The 15,311-nt window shown below is 60.0% G+C and carries 13 protein-coding genes and 1 pseudogene; 7 read left to right on the top strand and 7 right to left on the bottom strand.

What is annotated here, in order from left to right:
- Positions 1-5: 5 nt before the first annotated feature.
- Genes CRP02_RS11395 through CRP02_RS11375 form a run of 5 tightly spaced genes read left to right on the top strand, consistent with a single transcriptional unit; the run spans position 6 to position 5,241 of the window.
- The gene (locus CRP02_RS11395) at positions 6-947 is read left to right on the top strand and encodes a carbohydrate ABC transporter permease (RefSeq protein WP_004431252.1); all 942 of its coding nucleotides are present in this window, start codon (positions 6-8) and stop codon (positions 945-947) included.
- On the top strand, positions 944-1,786 hold the full coding sequence (locus tag CRP02_RS11390; RefSeq protein WP_097171121.1) for a carbohydrate ABC transporter permease: 843 nt from the start codon (positions 944-946) through the stop codon (positions 1,784-1,786). The genes CRP02_RS11395 and CRP02_RS11390 overlap by 4 nt, the downstream gene beginning before the upstream one ends.
- Before the next feature lie 4 nt (positions 1,787-1,790).
- The gene (argH, locus tag CRP02_RS11385; RefSeq protein WP_097171120.1) at positions 1,791-3,305 is read left to right on the top strand and encodes an argininosuccinate lyase; all 1,515 of its coding nucleotides are present in this window, start codon (positions 1,791-1,793) and stop codon (positions 3,303-3,305) included.
- Positions 3,305-4,345, top strand: a complete 1,041-nt coding sequence (locus tag CRP02_RS11380; protein WP_097171119.1) for an ABC transporter ATP-binding protein — start codon at positions 3,305-3,307, stop codon at positions 4,343-4,345. Before argH ends, CRP02_RS11380 begins: the two co-directional genes overlap by 1 nt.
- Positions 4,342-5,241 (top strand): carbohydrate kinase family protein, encoded by a 900-nt coding sequence (locus tag CRP02_RS11375; RefSeq protein WP_097171118.1) that lies wholly within the window; start codon positions 4,342-4,344, stop codon positions 5,239-5,241. Before CRP02_RS11380 ends, CRP02_RS11375 begins: the two co-directional genes overlap by 4 nt.
- A 12-nt stretch (positions 5,242-5,253) precedes the next feature.
- On the opposite strand, the gene betC is transcribed toward CRP02_RS11375, so the two are convergent.
- A complete protein-coding gene (gene betC, locus CRP02_RS11370; RefSeq protein ID WP_097171117.1) occupies positions 5,254-6,768 on the bottom strand; it encodes a choline-sulfatase in 1,515 nt (504 codons plus the stop codon).
- Positions 6,769-6,782: 14 nt separating this feature from the next.
- Positions 6,783-7,736: a choline ABC transporter substrate-binding protein gene (locus tag CRP02_RS11365; RefSeq protein ID WP_097171116.1), complete on the bottom strand. Its 954-nt coding sequence runs from the start codon at positions 7,734-7,736 to the stop codon at positions 6,783-6,785.
- 94 nt (positions 7,737-7,830) lie between these two features.
- Between CRP02_RS11365 and CRP02_RS11360 the strand changes: the two genes are divergently transcribed.
- On the top strand, positions 7,831-8,727 hold the full coding sequence (locus tag CRP02_RS11360) for a choline sulfate utilization transcriptional regulator (protein ID WP_097099383.1): 897 nt from the start codon (positions 7,831-7,833) through the stop codon (positions 8,725-8,727).
- 30 nt (positions 8,728-8,757) lie between these two features.
- On the opposite strand, the pseudogene CRP02_RS11355 reads toward CRP02_RS11360, so the two are convergent.
- The 5 genes and pseudogenes from CRP02_RS11355 to CRP02_RS11335 all read right to left on the bottom strand — a co-directional run.
- Positions 8,758-8,958, bottom strand: a pseudogene (locus CRP02_RS11355) (aldehyde dehydrogenase family protein); the annotation flags it as partial.
- A 33-nt stretch (positions 8,959-8,991) separates the two neighbouring features.
- Positions 8,992-9,804: an ABC transporter ATP-binding protein gene (locus CRP02_RS11350; protein ID WP_097171115.1), complete on the bottom strand. Its 813-nt coding sequence runs from the start codon at positions 9,802-9,804 to the stop codon at positions 8,992-8,994.
- Positions 9,801-10,835 carry a FecCD family ABC transporter permease gene (locus CRP02_RS11345; RefSeq protein ID WP_097171114.1) on the bottom strand — a complete coding sequence of 345 codons (1,035 nt, stop codon included), beginning with the start codon at positions 10,833-10,835 and terminating at the stop codon, positions 9,801-9,803. Before CRP02_RS11345 ends, CRP02_RS11350 begins: the two co-directional genes overlap by 4 nt.
- A gap of 2 nt (positions 10,836-10,837) precedes the next feature.
- Positions 10,838-11,881 (bottom strand): FecCD family ABC transporter permease, encoded by a 1,044-nt coding sequence (locus tag CRP02_RS11340; protein WP_097171113.1) that lies wholly within the window; start codon positions 11,879-11,881, stop codon positions 10,838-10,840.
- Positions 11,878-12,888, bottom strand: a complete 1,011-nt coding sequence (locus CRP02_RS11335) for an iron-siderophore ABC transporter substrate-binding protein (RefSeq protein WP_097171112.1) — start codon at positions 12,886-12,888, stop codon at positions 11,878-11,880. Before CRP02_RS11335 ends, CRP02_RS11340 begins: the two co-directional genes overlap by 4 nt.
- Positions 12,889-13,110: 222 nt before the next feature.
- Here CRP02_RS11335 and CRP02_RS11330 point away from each other — a divergent pair, with 222 nt between their 5' ends.
- Positions 13,111-15,231: a TonB-dependent siderophore receptor gene (locus tag CRP02_RS11330; RefSeq protein WP_097171111.1), complete on the top strand. Its 2,121-nt coding sequence runs from the start codon at positions 13,111-13,113 to the stop codon at positions 15,229-15,231.
- Positions 15,232-15,311 lie beyond the last annotated feature (80 nt).

The following is a 15,311-nucleotide window of genomic DNA, read 5'->3' as shown; positions in this document are numbered from 1 at the left end:
CAATCATGACAGCGATCGATCAACAGGGGGCGGCATCCGGCCGCCCCGGCGGCTCCTTCGGAGATCGCTTTTCCATGCGCACGAAGCGGCTTGTGTGGATCTGGAGCTTTCTGGCTATCCCGATCCTGTTTTACAGCATCATCCGTTTTTACCCGACGTTGCAGGCCTTCTGGTTGTCCTTCACCAACTGGGACCTGCTGCGCCCGGCAAAGTTCATCGGCGTTGCCAATTACGTCAAGCTGTTCAAGGACCCGCAATTCTGGAAGGTTTTCAAGAACACCTTCACCTATCTCATCGTCGGCACGCCCATCAGTCTGGTTCTGGCTTTCGTCATCGCCTTTTATCTGGATCGGGTGCGCATCCTGCACGGTTTCATCCGAGCGCTTTATTTCCTGCCCTATCTGACAACGGCAGCAGCAATGGCATGGGTCTGGCGCTGGTTCTATCAGCCGCCGCCGATCGGCATCATCAACGACGTGCTTGGCATGATCGGAATTCCGCAGCAGCCATTCATCCGTTCCACCGATCAGGCGCTTTATTCTGTTATGGTGACGTCCATCTGGGCGGGGCTTGGTTTCCAGATCATCATCTTCATGGCGGGCCTGCGCTCCATTCCGACGACATTCTATGAGGCCGCGCGCATCGACGGACTTGGCGAATGGGCGATCCTTCGAAAGATCACGCTCCCGCTCCTGAAACCAACTACCGTTTTCCTGGTAGTCTTCTCCTCAATCGGTTTCCTGCGCATTTTCGATCAGGTCTACAACATGACCACCAACGATCCGGGTGGACCGCTCGGCTCAACCAAACCGCTGGTGCTGATGATCTACCAGACGGCGTTCAATTCCTATGCGATGGGTTATGCCGCCGCGCAGACGGTTGTCCTGTTCACCATTCTTCTTGTTGTGTCGCTGGTCCAGCTCTGGGTCCTGAGGGAAAAGAAATGAGCGAAGCGTTGCCACTCTCCCACGCCCGCATCCGTCCCGGCCGCATCCTTGCCTGGACGCTGCTGTTCATCGGCGGCCTGATTATGGTCTCGCCGCTGCTCTTCATGTTTTCCACCTCGTTCAAGACCGCGGATCAGGTCTATGATCTCAGGCTCATTCCCGCAGCACCGACGCTTGCGAATTACATGACTGTCATGGCCGACGGCCGTTTTCTCCGCTGGTTCTTCAACTCGATGTTCGTTGCGGTCATCGTCACCGTTTCCAACTGCTTCTTCGACAGTCTGGTCGGTTATACGCTGGCCAAATTCGAGTTTCGCGGTCGCTACTTCATCTTCCTCGCGATCCTTTCCACGCTGATGATCCCGACCGAAATGCTTGTTATCCCCTGGTATCTGATGTCCAGCCAGCTTGGCTGGCTCGACAGCTACTGGGGCATCATGTTCCCGGGAATGATGACGGCCTTCGGCACCTTCCTGATGAAGCAGTTCTTTGAGACGGTTCCGAACGACTTCCTGGAGGCAGCGCGTGTCGACGGGCTGAACGAATTCCAGATCTGGTGGAAGGTAGCCCTGCCGCTGGTGACGCCTGCCCTTTCGGCGCTTGCGATCTTCACCTTCCTCGGCAACTGGACAGCATTCTTCTGGCCCCTGATCGTGACTACCAGCAAGGAACTGTACACGCTGCCGGTCGGCCTATCGAGTTTTGCGGTGGAACAGCAGATCCAGTGGGAAATGATCATGACCGGCGCTGCCATTGCGACCATCCCAACCCTTATCGTCTTCATCGTCCTGCAACGCTACATCGTTCGCGGTGTGATGCTGGCAGGCCTGAAAGGATAACACCATGGCCGATATGAACCCGCGCCTGTCGGATACCAGCAAGTTTCCCGACCCAGTCTACAAGGAAACCGTGCTGCGTCCGCTTTTCGATGGCGCCAAGAACCACCATGTCGACGGTTTCCGCCGCATCGACCGCGCCCATCTGGTCATGCTGCGCGAAACCGGCATTCTCGATGCGGACACGGCGGCGAAAATCGCCGGAGCGCTTGATGACATCGACAGGACCATCAATCCGTCGGAGCTGGTCTATACCGGCGAGGTCGAGGATTTCTTCTTCCTGATCGAAAAGGAGCTGAAAGCCCGCATCGGTGTCGATGTGGCCGGCCGCCTGCACACGGCACGCTCGCGCAACGACATAGATCACACGCTTTTCAAAATCGGCCTGAAAGACAAGATCGATACGCTCACTGCCAAGGCGCGGGTTCTGCTGGCCGCCCTGATCAACGCCGCCGAGCGCAATGAAAAAACGTTGATCGTCGCCTATACCCATGGACAACCGGCCCAGCCCACCACCTTCGGCCACTATCTTTCCGCCGCCATCGAAGTGCTGATCCGGGATATTGACCGCTTCACTGAGGCCCGGCGCATCGTCGATCTCTCACCGATGGGCGCTGCGGCCATCACCACGTCTGGCTTTCCCATCGACCGGGCACGTGTCGCCGAACTTCTCGGCTTTGCGGCACCCTTGCGCAATTCCTATTCCTGCATCGCCGCCGTCGACTATACGACAGCGACCTATGGCGCCATCGAATTGATGTTCCTGCATCTCGGCAGGCTCATTCAGGACTTCCAGTTCTGGACGAGTTTCGAAGTCGGGCAGATCTACGTACCGAATTCGCTGGTGCAGATTTCGTCGATCATGCCGCAGAAACGAAACCCGGTCCCGATCGAACATCTGCGCCACCTTGCTAGCCAGACATTCGGGCGGGCACGGACCATGCTTGACGTGATGCACAACACACCCTTCACCGACATGAACGACAGCGAGGGCGAAACCCAGGGCGTGGGTTACGAAGCCTTCGCCTCTGCCGGCCGGGTGCTCGATCTCCTTGCCAGCCTCGTCGGCAAGATCAGTATCGATCCGGAAAGGGTCGACCAGAATATTCGCCGTTCCTGCATCACCATCACGGAACTGGCAGACTCGCTTGTCCGCATCGAAGACCTGTCATTCCGCCAGGCCCATGAAATTGCCGCAACCGTCGCCAAAAGCGTTGTCGCGCTGAAGGGCGACCTGCCGAACGACGGTTACCAGCCATTCCGCAAGGCGTTCGAGGAACTGGCAGGACGCGAGACCAGTGTCGATGAGGAAAAGTTCAGGCAGGTCGTCTCGCCCGAGCACTTTGTCGCCGTGCGCAGCCGCTTCGGCGGCCCTGCCCCTGAGCCGATGCGTGAGGCGATTGCGGCCTATCGCGACAAGCTTGCTGCGTTTGAAGCCGAAGCACAGCGATCCGCAGATTACGAAGCGGCGAAGGCCGCTGAGCTTGCAGAGAAATTTACCGCCCTGACGGGAGCGCGATAATGGCGACAATCGAACTCAATCAACTCGTAAAGCGCTACGGCAAGGTGGAGGCAGTCAAAGGCATCGACCTTGCCATTGAAGACGGCGAATTCATCGTATTCGTCGGCCCTTCCGGCTGCGGCAAATCCACGACACTCAGAATGATCGCGGGTCTGGAAGAGATTTCGGGCGGAACGCTGAAAATCGCCGGAAACGTCGTCAATGAGAAAGAACCGAAACAGCGCAACATTGCCATGGTCTTCCAGAACTATGCGATCTACCCGCATATGACGGTTCGCCAGAACATCGGCTTCGGGCTCTATACCTCAAAGCTCGACAAGGCGGAAAAGAACCGGCGTATCGAAGAGGCCGGTCGGGTGCTCGGACTTGAGGCATTGCTCGACCGTCGGCCCGCGGCTTTGTCCGGCGGACAGAGGCAGCGCGTCGCCATCGGCCGCGCCATGGTTCGCGATCCGTCAGCCTTCCTTTTCGATGAGCCGCTCTCCAATCTCGACGCCCAGTTGAGATCGCAGATGCGCATTGAAATCAAGCGCTTGCACCAACGTCTTAAGACAACCACCGTCTACGTCACTCACGATCAGGTGGAAGCCATGACCATGGCCGACCGGATTGTCGTGATGAAGGACGGGCATATCCTGCAGGTCGGCACGCCCTCGGAACTTTACGAGACGCCGGTGGACGTCTTCACTGCGCGTTTCATCGGCAGCCCGTCGATGAACCTGCTGCGGGGCAAAAGAACGACGAATAGCGTTACACAGTCTGCCGATGGCGATCTGCTGATTGGCATTCGCCCTCATGATCTGCTGGTTGGAGAAGGCGAGACAACTCAAGGGTCCTTCTCGCTGGAGGGTACAGTGACAGCCGTGGAGCCGCTCGGCCCGGAAACGCTGGTTCATCTGGACACGCCCACGACCTCGGTGATCGCGACAGCAAGGGGCAAGGCCATTCCCACGGTGGGTAGCCGCTTGCAATGCGAGGCGCAGGCAGGCGCGCTCTATCTTTTCGATGCCAAGACGGAAAAGCTTCTGGGCCGCGCATGATGACGACAGACACGGAAAAGTCAGCGGTCATCAGCATCGGCCGGATCTATTGCGACCTCATTTTCACCGGGCTTGACGAATTGCCGGTGCTCGGCCGGGAACTGTTTGCCAGCGACATGGAAATCGCCGCCGGTGGCGGGGCTTTCATTGCGGCTGCGCATTTCGCCCATATCGGCCGCACGGCCACGCTGCTGGCACGGCTCGGCACCGACACCTTCTCACGCGCCATCGGCGAGAAAATGCAGCAAAGCGGTGTAGACCTGCAATTTCTGGAACACTCGGCAGATGCGGGCCCGCAGGTCACCGTCGCGACGGTGGTTGGCCATGACAGGGCGTTTTTGACACGGCGTGCCGGTATCGCCCGGCCATCGACCCTTGATGCCGCCTTTTCGTGGAACGGGGCGTGCCATCTGCACATCGCAGAATTCGCCACGCTGCACGAAATCCCCGATCTCGTCGCCCGCGCCAGGGACAGCGGACTGTCCGTCTCGCTCGATCCCAGCTGGGATGCCTCGCTGATTTATGACAAGGGCCTGCTCAAGGCGTGCGATGGCGTCGACGTGTTTTTGCCCAACCTCGAAGAAGCCGAGGCGATCACAGGCCATTCTGACCCTGAGGCGGCGGCAAGAGCCTTGTCCGGGTCGTTTCCTGTTGTCGCCCTGAAAGGCGGCGCAGAGGGCGCCTGGGTGTCCTCGCAGACAGGCCTACACCATGCGGCGGCGAAGAAGGTACCCGTGGTAGACACGACGGGCGCGGGTGATGCCTTCAATGCCGGCTTCATCGATGCGTGGCTTCGGCGGGCGGACGAGAAGCAATGCCTTGAGGCAGGCGTTGCGGCGGGTAGCCTTGCCGTGCAGGCCACGGGCGGCGCGCCGAGAACGACCGCCGCCGCATAGTCCCTGCCAGCGTTATTCCCCGCGTGGAAAACGCTGGTTTTCCTCCAGCACGTTCAAGTCCATGTGGTTGCGCATGTAGCGTTCCGAGGCTTTCTGCAACGGCTGATAATCCCACGGGAAATAGGCGCCGTTTCGCAGCGCCTTGTAGACCACCCAGCGCCGCGCCTGACTTTCCCGCACCGATGCGTCGAAAACGGGCAGCTGCCAGCGTCGGCCGATTTCAGCCGAAAGCGATGACAGCACATCAGCGAATTCAGGATTGCCGGCAAGGTTTATCCGCTCGTCAGGATCAGTCTCGAGATCATAGAGCAGCGGCGGATCGACCTCGCAGACCGAGAGCTTGTAACGGCCATCCCTGATGGCGACGAGTGGCGCGATCGAACCTTCGGCGGCATATTCCATCGGCACCGGCCCGCGCTCGCCTGTTCCCGCAGCCAAAGCCGAAAGGTCTTCGCCATCCGTCCAGCGTTTCAGAGAGGTAATATCGAGGCCTGCCAGACCGCATAGCGTCGGTGTGACATCCAGCGTCGAAACCGGCGCGTCGATAAGCGCCGGTTGCCAGCCGGGTGCTGCGATCATCAAGGGCACGCGGGCCGAACCCTCGAAAAAGCACATCTTGAACCACAGGCCGCGCTCGCCCAGCATGTCGCCATGATCGGAGAGGAACAGGATGATCGTGTCCTCCTCCATCCGCGTCGCCTTCAATACGTCGAGAATTTCGCCGACCTTCTCATCGATATAGGAGATGTTGGCGAAATAACCGCGCCGCGCCCGGCGTATCTCGTCGGGCGAAATATCGAAGGCCTGATGATCACAGGCTTCCAGCAACCGTTTTGAATGCGAATCCTGCTCCTCGAAGGGAAGCGCCTGTATCTGCGGATCGAGTGCCGGGCAATCCTCATAGAGATCCCAGAATTTCCGCCGCGCCACATACGGGTCGTGCGGATGGGTGAAGCTGACGGTCAGGCACCACGGGCGGTCATCGAGCTGGCGCGACAGATCGTAGAGCTTGCGGGTTGCGTGATAGGCAACCTCATCGTCATATTCCATCTGATTGGTGATTTCGGCAACGCCCGCGCCGGTGACCGAACCGAGATTGTGATACCACCAGTCGATCCGTTCGCCCGGCTTGGTATAATCAGGCGTCCAGCCGAAATCCGCCGGATAAATATCCGTCGTCAGACGCTCTTCGAAGCCGTGCAACTGGTCCGGTCCGACAAAATGCATCTTTCCGGAAAGGCCGGTGTAATAACCCGCCGCCCGCAGGTGATGCGCATAGGTCGGAATATCCGACGCGAATTCGGCGGCATTGTCGTAAACCCGCGTCCGGCTGGGCAATTGACCGGACATGAACGAAGCCCGGGCCGGCGCGCAAAGCGGGCTAGCCGTATAGGTATTGGCGAAACGGACAGACCGCTCCGCCAACGCTTTCAGATGTGGCGCGTGGAGAAAATCGGCCGGGCCATCGGGAAAAAACGTCCCGTTGAACTGGTCGGCCATGAGGATCAGGATATTGGGACGCGGCATTTCACCCTACAGTCTCAGAGGCCAAGCTTGCCTTTGACGGCATCCGCACCCGGCTTGCCGTCCAGCGTGGTAACGCCCTGTAGCCAGCCATCCAGCACTTTCGGATTGGCCTTCAGCCACGTCGCTGCCGCCGCCTTGGAATCTTCGCCACCGAGAATGGAACCCATCAGGGCATTTTCCATGCCGATATCGAATTTGAGGTTCTTGAAAAGCGTCGCCGCATTCGGGCATTGCTGCGGCCAGCCGGTACGGGCAAGCGTATAGACCTCGGCGCCACCGAAATTCGGGCCGAAATAGGCGTCGCCACCCGAAAGATAGGCGATATCGATCTTCTCGTTCATCGGGTGCGGCGCCCATGCGAGGAAGACGACCGCCTTTTTGTCTCTTCCGGCCCGTTCCACCTGCGCCAGCATCGCCTGCTCGCCGGATTCGACAAGCTGCCAGCCCTTCAGACCGAAATCATTGGCATCGATAATCTTTTGAATGTTCTGGTTGGCAGGTGCGCCCGGCTCGATGCCGTAAATCTTGCTTTCAAATTCGTCAGCGTGTTTGGCAAGATCCGAAAAATCCTTCACGCCCTTTTCGGCCATATAGGAAGGCACTGCCAGGGTGAACTTGGCGCCTTCAAGGTTTTTCGTCATCACGTCGGCCGCCTTGGCGGCGTTGAGGTCGTCAACGAAGGATTTCTGGGCGGGCATCCAGTTGCCGAGAAAGACGTCGATCTCGCCGTTTTTCATGGCCTGATAACCGATCGGCACCGATAGCGTCTTGACGTCGGCCTCATACCCCAAAGCATCGAGCAGAACCGAGGCGACGCCATTGGTGGCGGTGATGTCGGTCCAGCCGGGATCGCTGAGGCGAATGGTCTTGCAGGCCGCATCATCGGCGGCATAAAGCGGGCTGGAGAAGGCCGCCACGGACAAAAACAGACCGGCGGCGATGCGGTGCATGCGAGAAACGGTTTTCATTGCGGCTCCCCTTTTATTAGTCCAGTTTATTGAACACCACATTGTTTTTGCCTGTGAAGCGGGTATTTTTCGATGACTGATATAAGGAATTTCTATGACAGAGCGGCCGCTCGATCTTGGATGGATGCGCATTTTTACCGAGGTCGCCCGTCGCGGCAGCCTGACGGCAGCGGCGGCATCCCTGCGGCTGACCCAGCCAGCCGTCAGCTATCAGATCCGCCGGCTGGAAGACGATCTGGGTGTTGCGCTGGTCCGGCGTAAACATCGCGGCATCGAGTTGACGGCCGAGGGGCAAAAGCTGTTCGAGATCGTCTCGCGCAATGTCGATGCCATCGACCTTCTGGCCCAGCAACTTCGCCGAACGGAGGAACGGCAGACGATCCGCCTGCACACGGACTATGCCTTCTCCTCTCTCTGGCTGATCCCGCGCATGCATGGTTTTCGCGCGCTCAATCCTGACATCAACATCCAGATCGTCGCCACGCAGGATCCGCTCGGACAGGGCAAACACGACAGCGACGTGATGATCATCTTCGGCACGCGGCAGGATGCCGGCGACGGCGCGGTGCTGCTGCTTTCGGAGAAGGTCACGCCCGTCTGTTCGCCGGCGCTTTTGGCGGAGCAGTCGGCACCCGAAACCGTCAGTGATTTTTCACGGCTGAAACTCATCCACCTCGAAAATACCTCACAGGCGCACTGGTTCGACTGGGCCTCCTATTTCAAGCATTTCGGCGTGCTGAGAGGCGCGGAAAACGAAAGCGGAGACATCAGTTTCAACAATTACACCATGGTGGTTCAGGCGACGATCGGCGAACAGGGTTTTGCCCTCGGCTGGGCGGGACTGGTCGATCCGCTGGTCGAGGCAGGCGTGCTGGTGACCGCAGGCCCGAGTCTGGATGCGCCGGGTCGCGGCTACTGGTTGCTGAGGCCGAAAAGCAGCGACAGTGCGGTCAGAAAACTCACCGGCTGGCTGATCGACGAGAAGCGTTGACGTGACCAGCCAGCCGGTGATGCTTCCGGGTTAAATCGGGTAATCCAACGGTCCGTCCTGCAGCGTGACCCATCGCAGTTCGGTGAACTCCGCAATGCCCGCCGTGCCGCCGAAACGGCCGTAACCGGAGGCCTTCACCCCACCGAACGGCATCTGCGCCTCGTCGCGAACGGTGGGGCCGTTGATGTGGCAAATACCGCTTTCGATGCGTCCGGTTAAAACCACCACCCGTGGACGCAGACGGTCACCGCAAAAATAGATGGATTATTGCGGCCGTGGCGCCGCCGTCCTGTGCCGCCCGATCGGCAGCATCATTGGTTTGCCCGACGTCGGGTCTTCGATGACACGGCTTTCTATGCCGAAGACGTGCCGCACGTTTTCTTCCGTCAGCACCTCCTCCGGCGTGCCGCAGACATGCAGCTTTCCACCGGTCATGGCGACCAGATGATCGGCGTAGCGCGCCGCGAGATTGAGATCGTGCAGCACCATGACGATGGTGGTCTGACGGGCATGGTTGAGGTCCGTCAGAAGATCCAGCACTTCCACCTGATGGCTGATGTCGAGGAAGGTGGTGGGTTCGTCGAGCAGCAATATCTCGGTCTCCTGGGCGAGCGCCATGGCGATCCATACGCGTTGCCGTTGCCCGCCGGAGAGTTCGTCCACCGGCCGCTCGGCAAGTTCGACCGTATCGGTGGCGACGAGGGCTGCGGCCACGGCCTCATCGTCCTGGCGCGACCAGCGCGCGAAAAGGCCGTGATGCGGATGCCGGCCGCGGCTGACCAGATCGGCAACGACAATGCCCTCGGGCGCAATCGGTGACTGCGGCAAAAGGCCCATCCGTCTTGCAAGTTCGCGCGAGGGAAGACGGTGGATCGACTTTCCGTCGAGCAGGACCTGACCGGCGCGGGGAGAGATAAGCCGCGACATGCTGCGAAGAAGCGTGGACTTGCCGCAGGCATTGGCACCGACGATGACGGTGATCTGGCCGCGCGGAACGACAAGATCCAGCCCTTCGATGATGAGGCTTTCACCGTATCCGGCCGAAAGACGGTTCACGGAAAGGGAGTGGCTGGTCATAACGAGCCTCCGCTGCGGTTTACCCGCACGATAAGGTAGATCAGATAGGGCGCGCCGAGCGCGCCGGTGACGACGCCGACCGGGTAACGGCCCGGCAGCAGGAACTGGCCGCAATAATCGCCCACCAGCACCAAGGCTGCCCCAACCAGCGCGGCCGGAATGAGCAGCGACCCCTTGCTGCCAACGATGCGCGCGGCAATCGGCCCGGACAGAAAGGCGACGAAAGCAATCGGCCCCGACACTGCCGTGGCAAAGGCGATCATGCCCACGGCGGCGATGATCACGATGATGCGCGTTCTCCCCACCTGGACCCCAAGCGCCGCGGCCGTATCATCGCCAAGCCTCAATGCCTCGAGATCGCGCGCGCGACTGAGCAGCAGGCCGCCAAAGAGGATGAGCGCAATGAAGAGCGGCAGCGTCTGGGCAAGTTTTGCGCCGTTGACGCTGCCCGTCAGCCAGCGCATCGCTTCCTGCAGCGTCCAGGCCGGTGCAACGGACAGGATATAGGCGATGAAACTTTCGAGCATGGCCGAAACGCCGATGCCGACAAGGATCAGCCGCGCTCCGGCCACCCCGTTGCGGAAGGACAGTAGATAGACCAGCAATGCGACGCCAAGCCCGGCGACGACGGCAAAAACCGAAACGAGCGGTCCGCTCAGATGCAGGACGACGATGGCAAACACCGCTGCCACGCTTGCGCCGGAACTGATGCCGATAATGTCAGGGCTGGCAAGCGGGTTGCGCAGCATGATCTGGAAGGCGACACCACCCAGCCCGAAGCTCAGACCCGCGAGAACGGAGAGCAGCGCGCGTGGCAGGCGCAACTGCCCGACCGTGAAAGTGACCCCGGCAATGTCCTCTCCGAGCAGCACCCGCAGGACGTCGCCGGGCGGCGTGAAGGATTGTCCCAGCATCAGCGTCAATGCGAAAACGGCAATCAAAAGAGCCGAAAGGGCTGCAATGACAAGGCGACGCCGGCGCTGGCGGGCGTTACGGTTGGAAACCAATGTTTCCATGACGGACGTGTGCATGTTCACAGTTCGCGTACCCGCTGACGTCTGACGATCCAGATGAAGAAAGGTGCGCCGACAAGAGCGGTGACGATACCGACATCGAGTTCGGACGGCCGCGCCACGATGCGCCCGACAATATCGGCCGCAAGCAGCAGACAGGCGCCGCCGAGCGCGGAAAATGGCAGAAGCCAGCGATTGTCGACGCCAACGAGCAGGCGGCAGAGATGCGGAACGACCAGCCCGACGAAACCGATTGGCCCGCAGATGGCAGTCGCCGCGCCGCAGAGGAGAATAGCGCCAAAGGATGCAATGGCTCTCGCGACCACGACATTCTCGCCAAGACCGGCAGCCAACTCATCACCAAGCGCCAGAGAATTCAGCTTGCGTGCCGAAAGAAGGCTGATGGCAAAACCGGCGGCGAGAAACGGCAGCACGGTCTCAATCCGCTCAAAGGTCGCACCACCGACACCGCCGATCTGCCAGGAACGGATGCCGCCGGCAATGTCGCTGCGCGGCAGCACGACGGCAATGACGAGTGAGGAGAAGGCGACGGAGGTGGCGGCACCGGCCAGAGCGAGTTTCAGCGGCGTTGCCCCACCGCGTCCGAGCGAGCCGACGACATAAACGAAAACTGCAGCCGCACCTGCCCCGACAATCGCCGTGATGATAAAGGCCTGCGCCGAGGCAATGCCGAACCAGACGATGGCGATAACGACGGCAAGTGAAGCGCCCATATTGACGCCAAGGATACCGGGATCGGCAAGCGGATTGCGCGTAACACCCTGCATGATGGCGCCAGCGAGCCCGAGCGCTGCCCCGGACAGCAGGGCAAGCAGCGTTCGCGGCAGGCGAACCGCAACAGCCGCTTCCGCCACCGTCTCCACGCGACCGGCAAGCGCTGCCGTGATATCAGCGAACGTGACGTCACGGGTGCCAATCGCGACGGAAAGCGCACACAGCAGCGCCAGAAGCGCCAGCACGGCGCCGAGCCATGCGGTCCGCATGCGGTTGGAGCGGCCACCTGGCAGCACGTCCGGACCTTTGGCAGACCCTTCCATTGTCATTTCGCTTTACCGGAGGACTTATCCGCTGCTTTCGCCAGAAGATCGGCGTAATCCTTCAAAACCCAGGAAATCGACAGCGGTGTGGGATTGGATGCGGTGCCGAGCGGATCACGCCCCAGCATGACGATGGCGTCATGGGCAACGGCGGGCATGCGGGCAAGCAGCGGATCGGCCCGCATCGCCTTGAGCAATGGCTGGCTGCCATAGGTCACGACGATATCGACATCGTCAAAGGCATCGACGCGCTCGGCGCTGACGCCGGCGGCGAATTGCCCCGGTTTCGTCGCCTCCGCCACGCTCTTCGGCGAGGTCAGCCCAAGATCGGTGAAAAATTTCACCCGGCTGTCATTGGCGGTATAAAAATTGACGACGCTGAGATTGGTGGCATCGAGATGGGTGACGAACATCGCTGACTTGCCCTTCAGCTGCGGATGGCCGGCAACCACCTGCGCGATCTCACCCTCGATGCGTTTGATCAGCGCCTCACCTTCCGCCGCCATGCCAAGCCCGGCACTGTTCAGCCGGATCATCTCGCGCCAGTCGGTTGCCCACGGTGACACGGGATAGGCAACGACCGGTGCGATCTGGCTTAGCGTATCGTAGTCGGACTGGCTGAGGCCGGAATAGGCGGCGAGGATGACATCCGGCTGCGTTGCCGCCACGGCCTCGAAATCGATACCATCACCCTCGTCGAACAGAACAGGCTTTGCAGCACCCAATTCAGAAAGCTGCTTCGCCACCCACGGCAGCAATCCATCACCGTCATCATCGCCGAAATTGGCCGCGGCAAAACCGACGGGTACGATGCCGAGCGCCAGCGGCACCTCGTGGTTTGCCCAGGCGACGGTCGCGACACGCTCAGGCTTCCTCGCAATCGTGGTCGTGCCGAAGGCGTGTTTGATGACGACGGGATAGCGCGTCGCCTCTTCCGCCGAGGCAATGGTCGGCGCGATCATCGACAGGAAAAACACGAATGCCGGCGCGAGGCAGCGAAACAGGAAAAGCATGGGCGAAGCTCTCAACGGTTCAAAAGTGGACTTGAACTCTCAGCTTCACATGCCCCCGTCAACCCCGGTGAGGAAATGCCGCCACAACAGTGGTGAAATTTCCGGGGTTTTGTACAAAACCGCAAAAAGTTACAATACCGGACAAACTTTCTCAAGTTATTGGGCGCTTCGAGAGCGGGCCGTGGAAGCGGCGATTGGGGCATCAACTTCTGGAATTTAGCAATGAACACTGAAATGAATGGCGTCAACGGCAGGACCGCGCGACTGCGCTACGGGCAGGCAGCCCTTCTTGCCTGCACGGCGCTTGTGACGGTACTGCCCGCTCGTTCGCTGGCGCAGGAGGCAGCCAGTACGGGCGGTAGCACGGTTCTCGAGCGCATCACCATCGACAGCGGCGACAATGACCAGAAGTCGATCGTCGCCACCCGCACGACAAGCGGCAGCAAGATGGCAACCGACATTCTCGATACGCCGGCCGCCGTTTCCGTCATCACCGCCAAGGAAATGCAGCAGCGCGGTGTGCAGACCGTGGAAGAAGCCTTGCAATACACGGCAGGTGTGACCACGGATTTCTACGGCTCGGACGACCGTTTCGACTATTTCAAGATTCGCGGCTTCGACGCCTACACCTATCGCGACGGGCTGACGCTCGGCCGGCCCTTCGGCGCGCTGCGCGAAGAGACCTATGCCTATGAGCGCGTGGAAGTCCTGAAGGGCGGCAATTCCACGACCTTTGGCGTATCCGATCCCGGCGGTTCGGTGAACTACTCGACCAAGGTCCCCAAACGCAGCCGCTTTGGTGAGGCCTATGTGACAGGCGGTTCCTATAGCCGCGCCGAAACCGGCTTCGATTTCGGCGACAATATCACCAGCGACGACACCCTCTCATACCGCCTGACCGGCAAGCTCAGAAATGCCGACGCGGAATATGACTATTCCCGTGACGATGAAAAATTCTTCATGGGCGGCCTGACATGGCGGCCCACTGATGCCACCAGTCTCACCGTCGTTTACGATCATCTCAACAAGGATGGCGTTCCCGGCGGCGGCGGCCATCCGGTCGGCTCGCATTTCGACAGGAGCCGTTTCTTCGGTGAACCGGACTATAATTACCGCGGCACCAACCGCAATTCGCTGAACGTGATGTTCGACCATGATTTCGGCTCTGGCCTGACGCTGAGTTCGAACGCGCGCTACAGCAAGGCAAATACCGATTTCGGTTATGCGTATATCTCGTCCACACCGACCAATGGCTCGACCATCGCCAACCGTTCCTATTTCGGCAACGAGACCGAAACCGAGAATTTCCTGATCGACACCCGGCTGCAATATGACACGACGTTCGAAAGCGTCGAAAGCCGCAGCCTTGTCGGCGTTTTTTATAACGACTACTCGTCCGGCAGCAAAAGCTACTTCGGTTCTGCGCCAGGCATCAACTGGCTGAACCCGGTCTATACCGGTGCACCTGCCTCAGTGCCGCTCTACGCCAGCTCGCTGACGGATCAAAAGACAAGGGCACTCTACCTCCAGCAGGACCTGACCTTCTTCGACAGGCTTACCGTCAGCGCCGGTCTGCGCAATGACTGGATCGACACCGACCAGACCAACAGACTGAACGGAACGACGGCAAGCGGTGACATCAGCGAACTGACAAAGCGCGTCGGCGTGTCCTACAAGGTTACGAATGAGATCGCGCCCTATATCAGCTACGCCGAATCCGTGGTGCCGGCCTCGGGCCTGACCGTCGAGCCCGAACGCGGCGAGCAGATCGAGCTTGGCGTGAAGTATCGCCCGGATGCCTTCCCTGCCCTGTTCACGGCATCGATCTACGACCTGAAGAAAAACAATATTACCGTCACCAGCCCGATCACCAGCCTGCCCACCACCATCGGCGAGGTGCGCGTGCGCGGTCTCGACCTCGAGGCCAAGGCGGAGGTTACCGACGAGTTGAGCCTGACGGCGGCCTATTCCTATCTCAACGCGGAAATCACCGAAAACGGCACCGCCGGCAATGTCGGCAACCGACCGCAATTCGTGCCGGAACATCAGGCCTCGCTTTGGGTGAACTACACGCTGGCCGGCAACGACAAACGCGGCGACATGACCTTCGGGCTCGGCGGACGCTTCACCGGCGCGTATTATTTTGATGATGCGAACAAGGTTTCGACCGGCAGCAGCGTGACCATGGACGCAGCATTCAGCTACAAAATCCAGGAAACCACCTCGCTGGAGGTGAATGTTTCCAACCTCTTCAACGAGAAGCACGTCTCTTACGGCGGTTTCGGCGCAGACTTCTACAACCCCGGCCGGGCGTTCTCGGCTACGCTGCGCAAGACATGGTGAGGATAATTATATCCTTACTTTTCAAACTATTACGTAACCACCCTAACGTTCTACGTCATCCTCGGGTTTGTACCGAGGAT

It is taken from the genome of Rhizobium sp. AN5, assembly GCF_900215255.1.
In the GTDB taxonomy this organism is placed as follows: domain Bacteria; phylum Pseudomonadota; class Alphaproteobacteria; order Rhizobiales; family Rhizobiaceae; genus Agrobacterium; species Agrobacterium tumefaciens.
Note: the sequence above shows the minus strand (reverse complement) of the source record. Positions and strands in the feature narration are given on the sequence as shown.

What these genes read in the sequence shown, in the direction of transcription:
- CRP02_RS11395 (WP_004431252.1), top strand. Translation starts at nt 6, where the DNA reads ATGACAGCGATCGATCAACAGGGGGCGGCATCCGGCCGCCCCGGCGGC.
- CRP02_RS11390 (WP_097171121.1), top strand. Translation starts at nt 944, where the DNA reads ATGAGCGAAGCGTTGCCACTCTCCCACGCCCGCATCCGTCCCGGCCGC.
- argH (WP_097171120.1), top strand. Translation starts at nt 1,791, where the DNA reads ATGGCCGATATGAACCCGCGCCTGTCGGATACCAGCAAGTTTCCCGAC.
- CRP02_RS11380 (WP_097171119.1), top strand. Translation starts at nt 3,305, where the DNA reads ATGGCGACAATCGAACTCAATCAACTCGTAAAGCGCTACGGCAAGGTG.
- CRP02_RS11375 (WP_097171118.1), top strand. Translation starts at nt 4,342, where the DNA reads ATGATGACGACAGACACGGAAAAGTCAGCGGTCATCAGCATCGGCCGG.
- betC (WP_097171117.1), bottom strand. Translation starts at nt 6,768, where the DNA reads ATGCCGCGTCCCAATATCCTGATCCTCATGGCCGACCAGTTCAACGGG.
- CRP02_RS11365 (WP_097171116.1), bottom strand. Translation starts at nt 7,736, where the DNA reads ATGAAAACCGTTTCTCGCATGCACCGCATCGCCGCCGGTCTGTTTTTG.
- CRP02_RS11360 (WP_097099383.1), top strand. Translation starts at nt 7,831, where the DNA reads ATGACAGAGCGGCCGCTCGATCTTGGATGGATGCGCATTTTTACCGAG.
- CRP02_RS11350 (WP_097171115.1), bottom strand. Translation starts at nt 9,804, where the DNA reads ATGACCAGCCACTCCCTTTCCGTGAACCGTCTTTCGGCCGGATACGGT.
- CRP02_RS11345 (WP_097171114.1), bottom strand. Translation starts at nt 10,835, where the DNA reads ATGCACACGTCCGTCATGGAAACATTGGTTTCCAACCGTAACGCCCGC.
- CRP02_RS11340 (WP_097171113.1), bottom strand. Translation starts at nt 11,881, where the DNA reads ATGACAATGGAAGGGTCTGCCAAAGGTCCGGACGTGCTGCCAGGTGGC.
- CRP02_RS11335 (WP_097171112.1), bottom strand. Translation starts at nt 12,888, where the DNA reads ATGCTTTTCCTGTTTCGCTGCCTCGCGCCGGCATTCGTGTTTTTCCTG.
- CRP02_RS11330 (WP_097171111.1), top strand. Translation starts at nt 13,111, where the DNA reads ATGAACACTGAAATGAATGGCGTCAACGGCAGGACCGCGCGACTGCGC.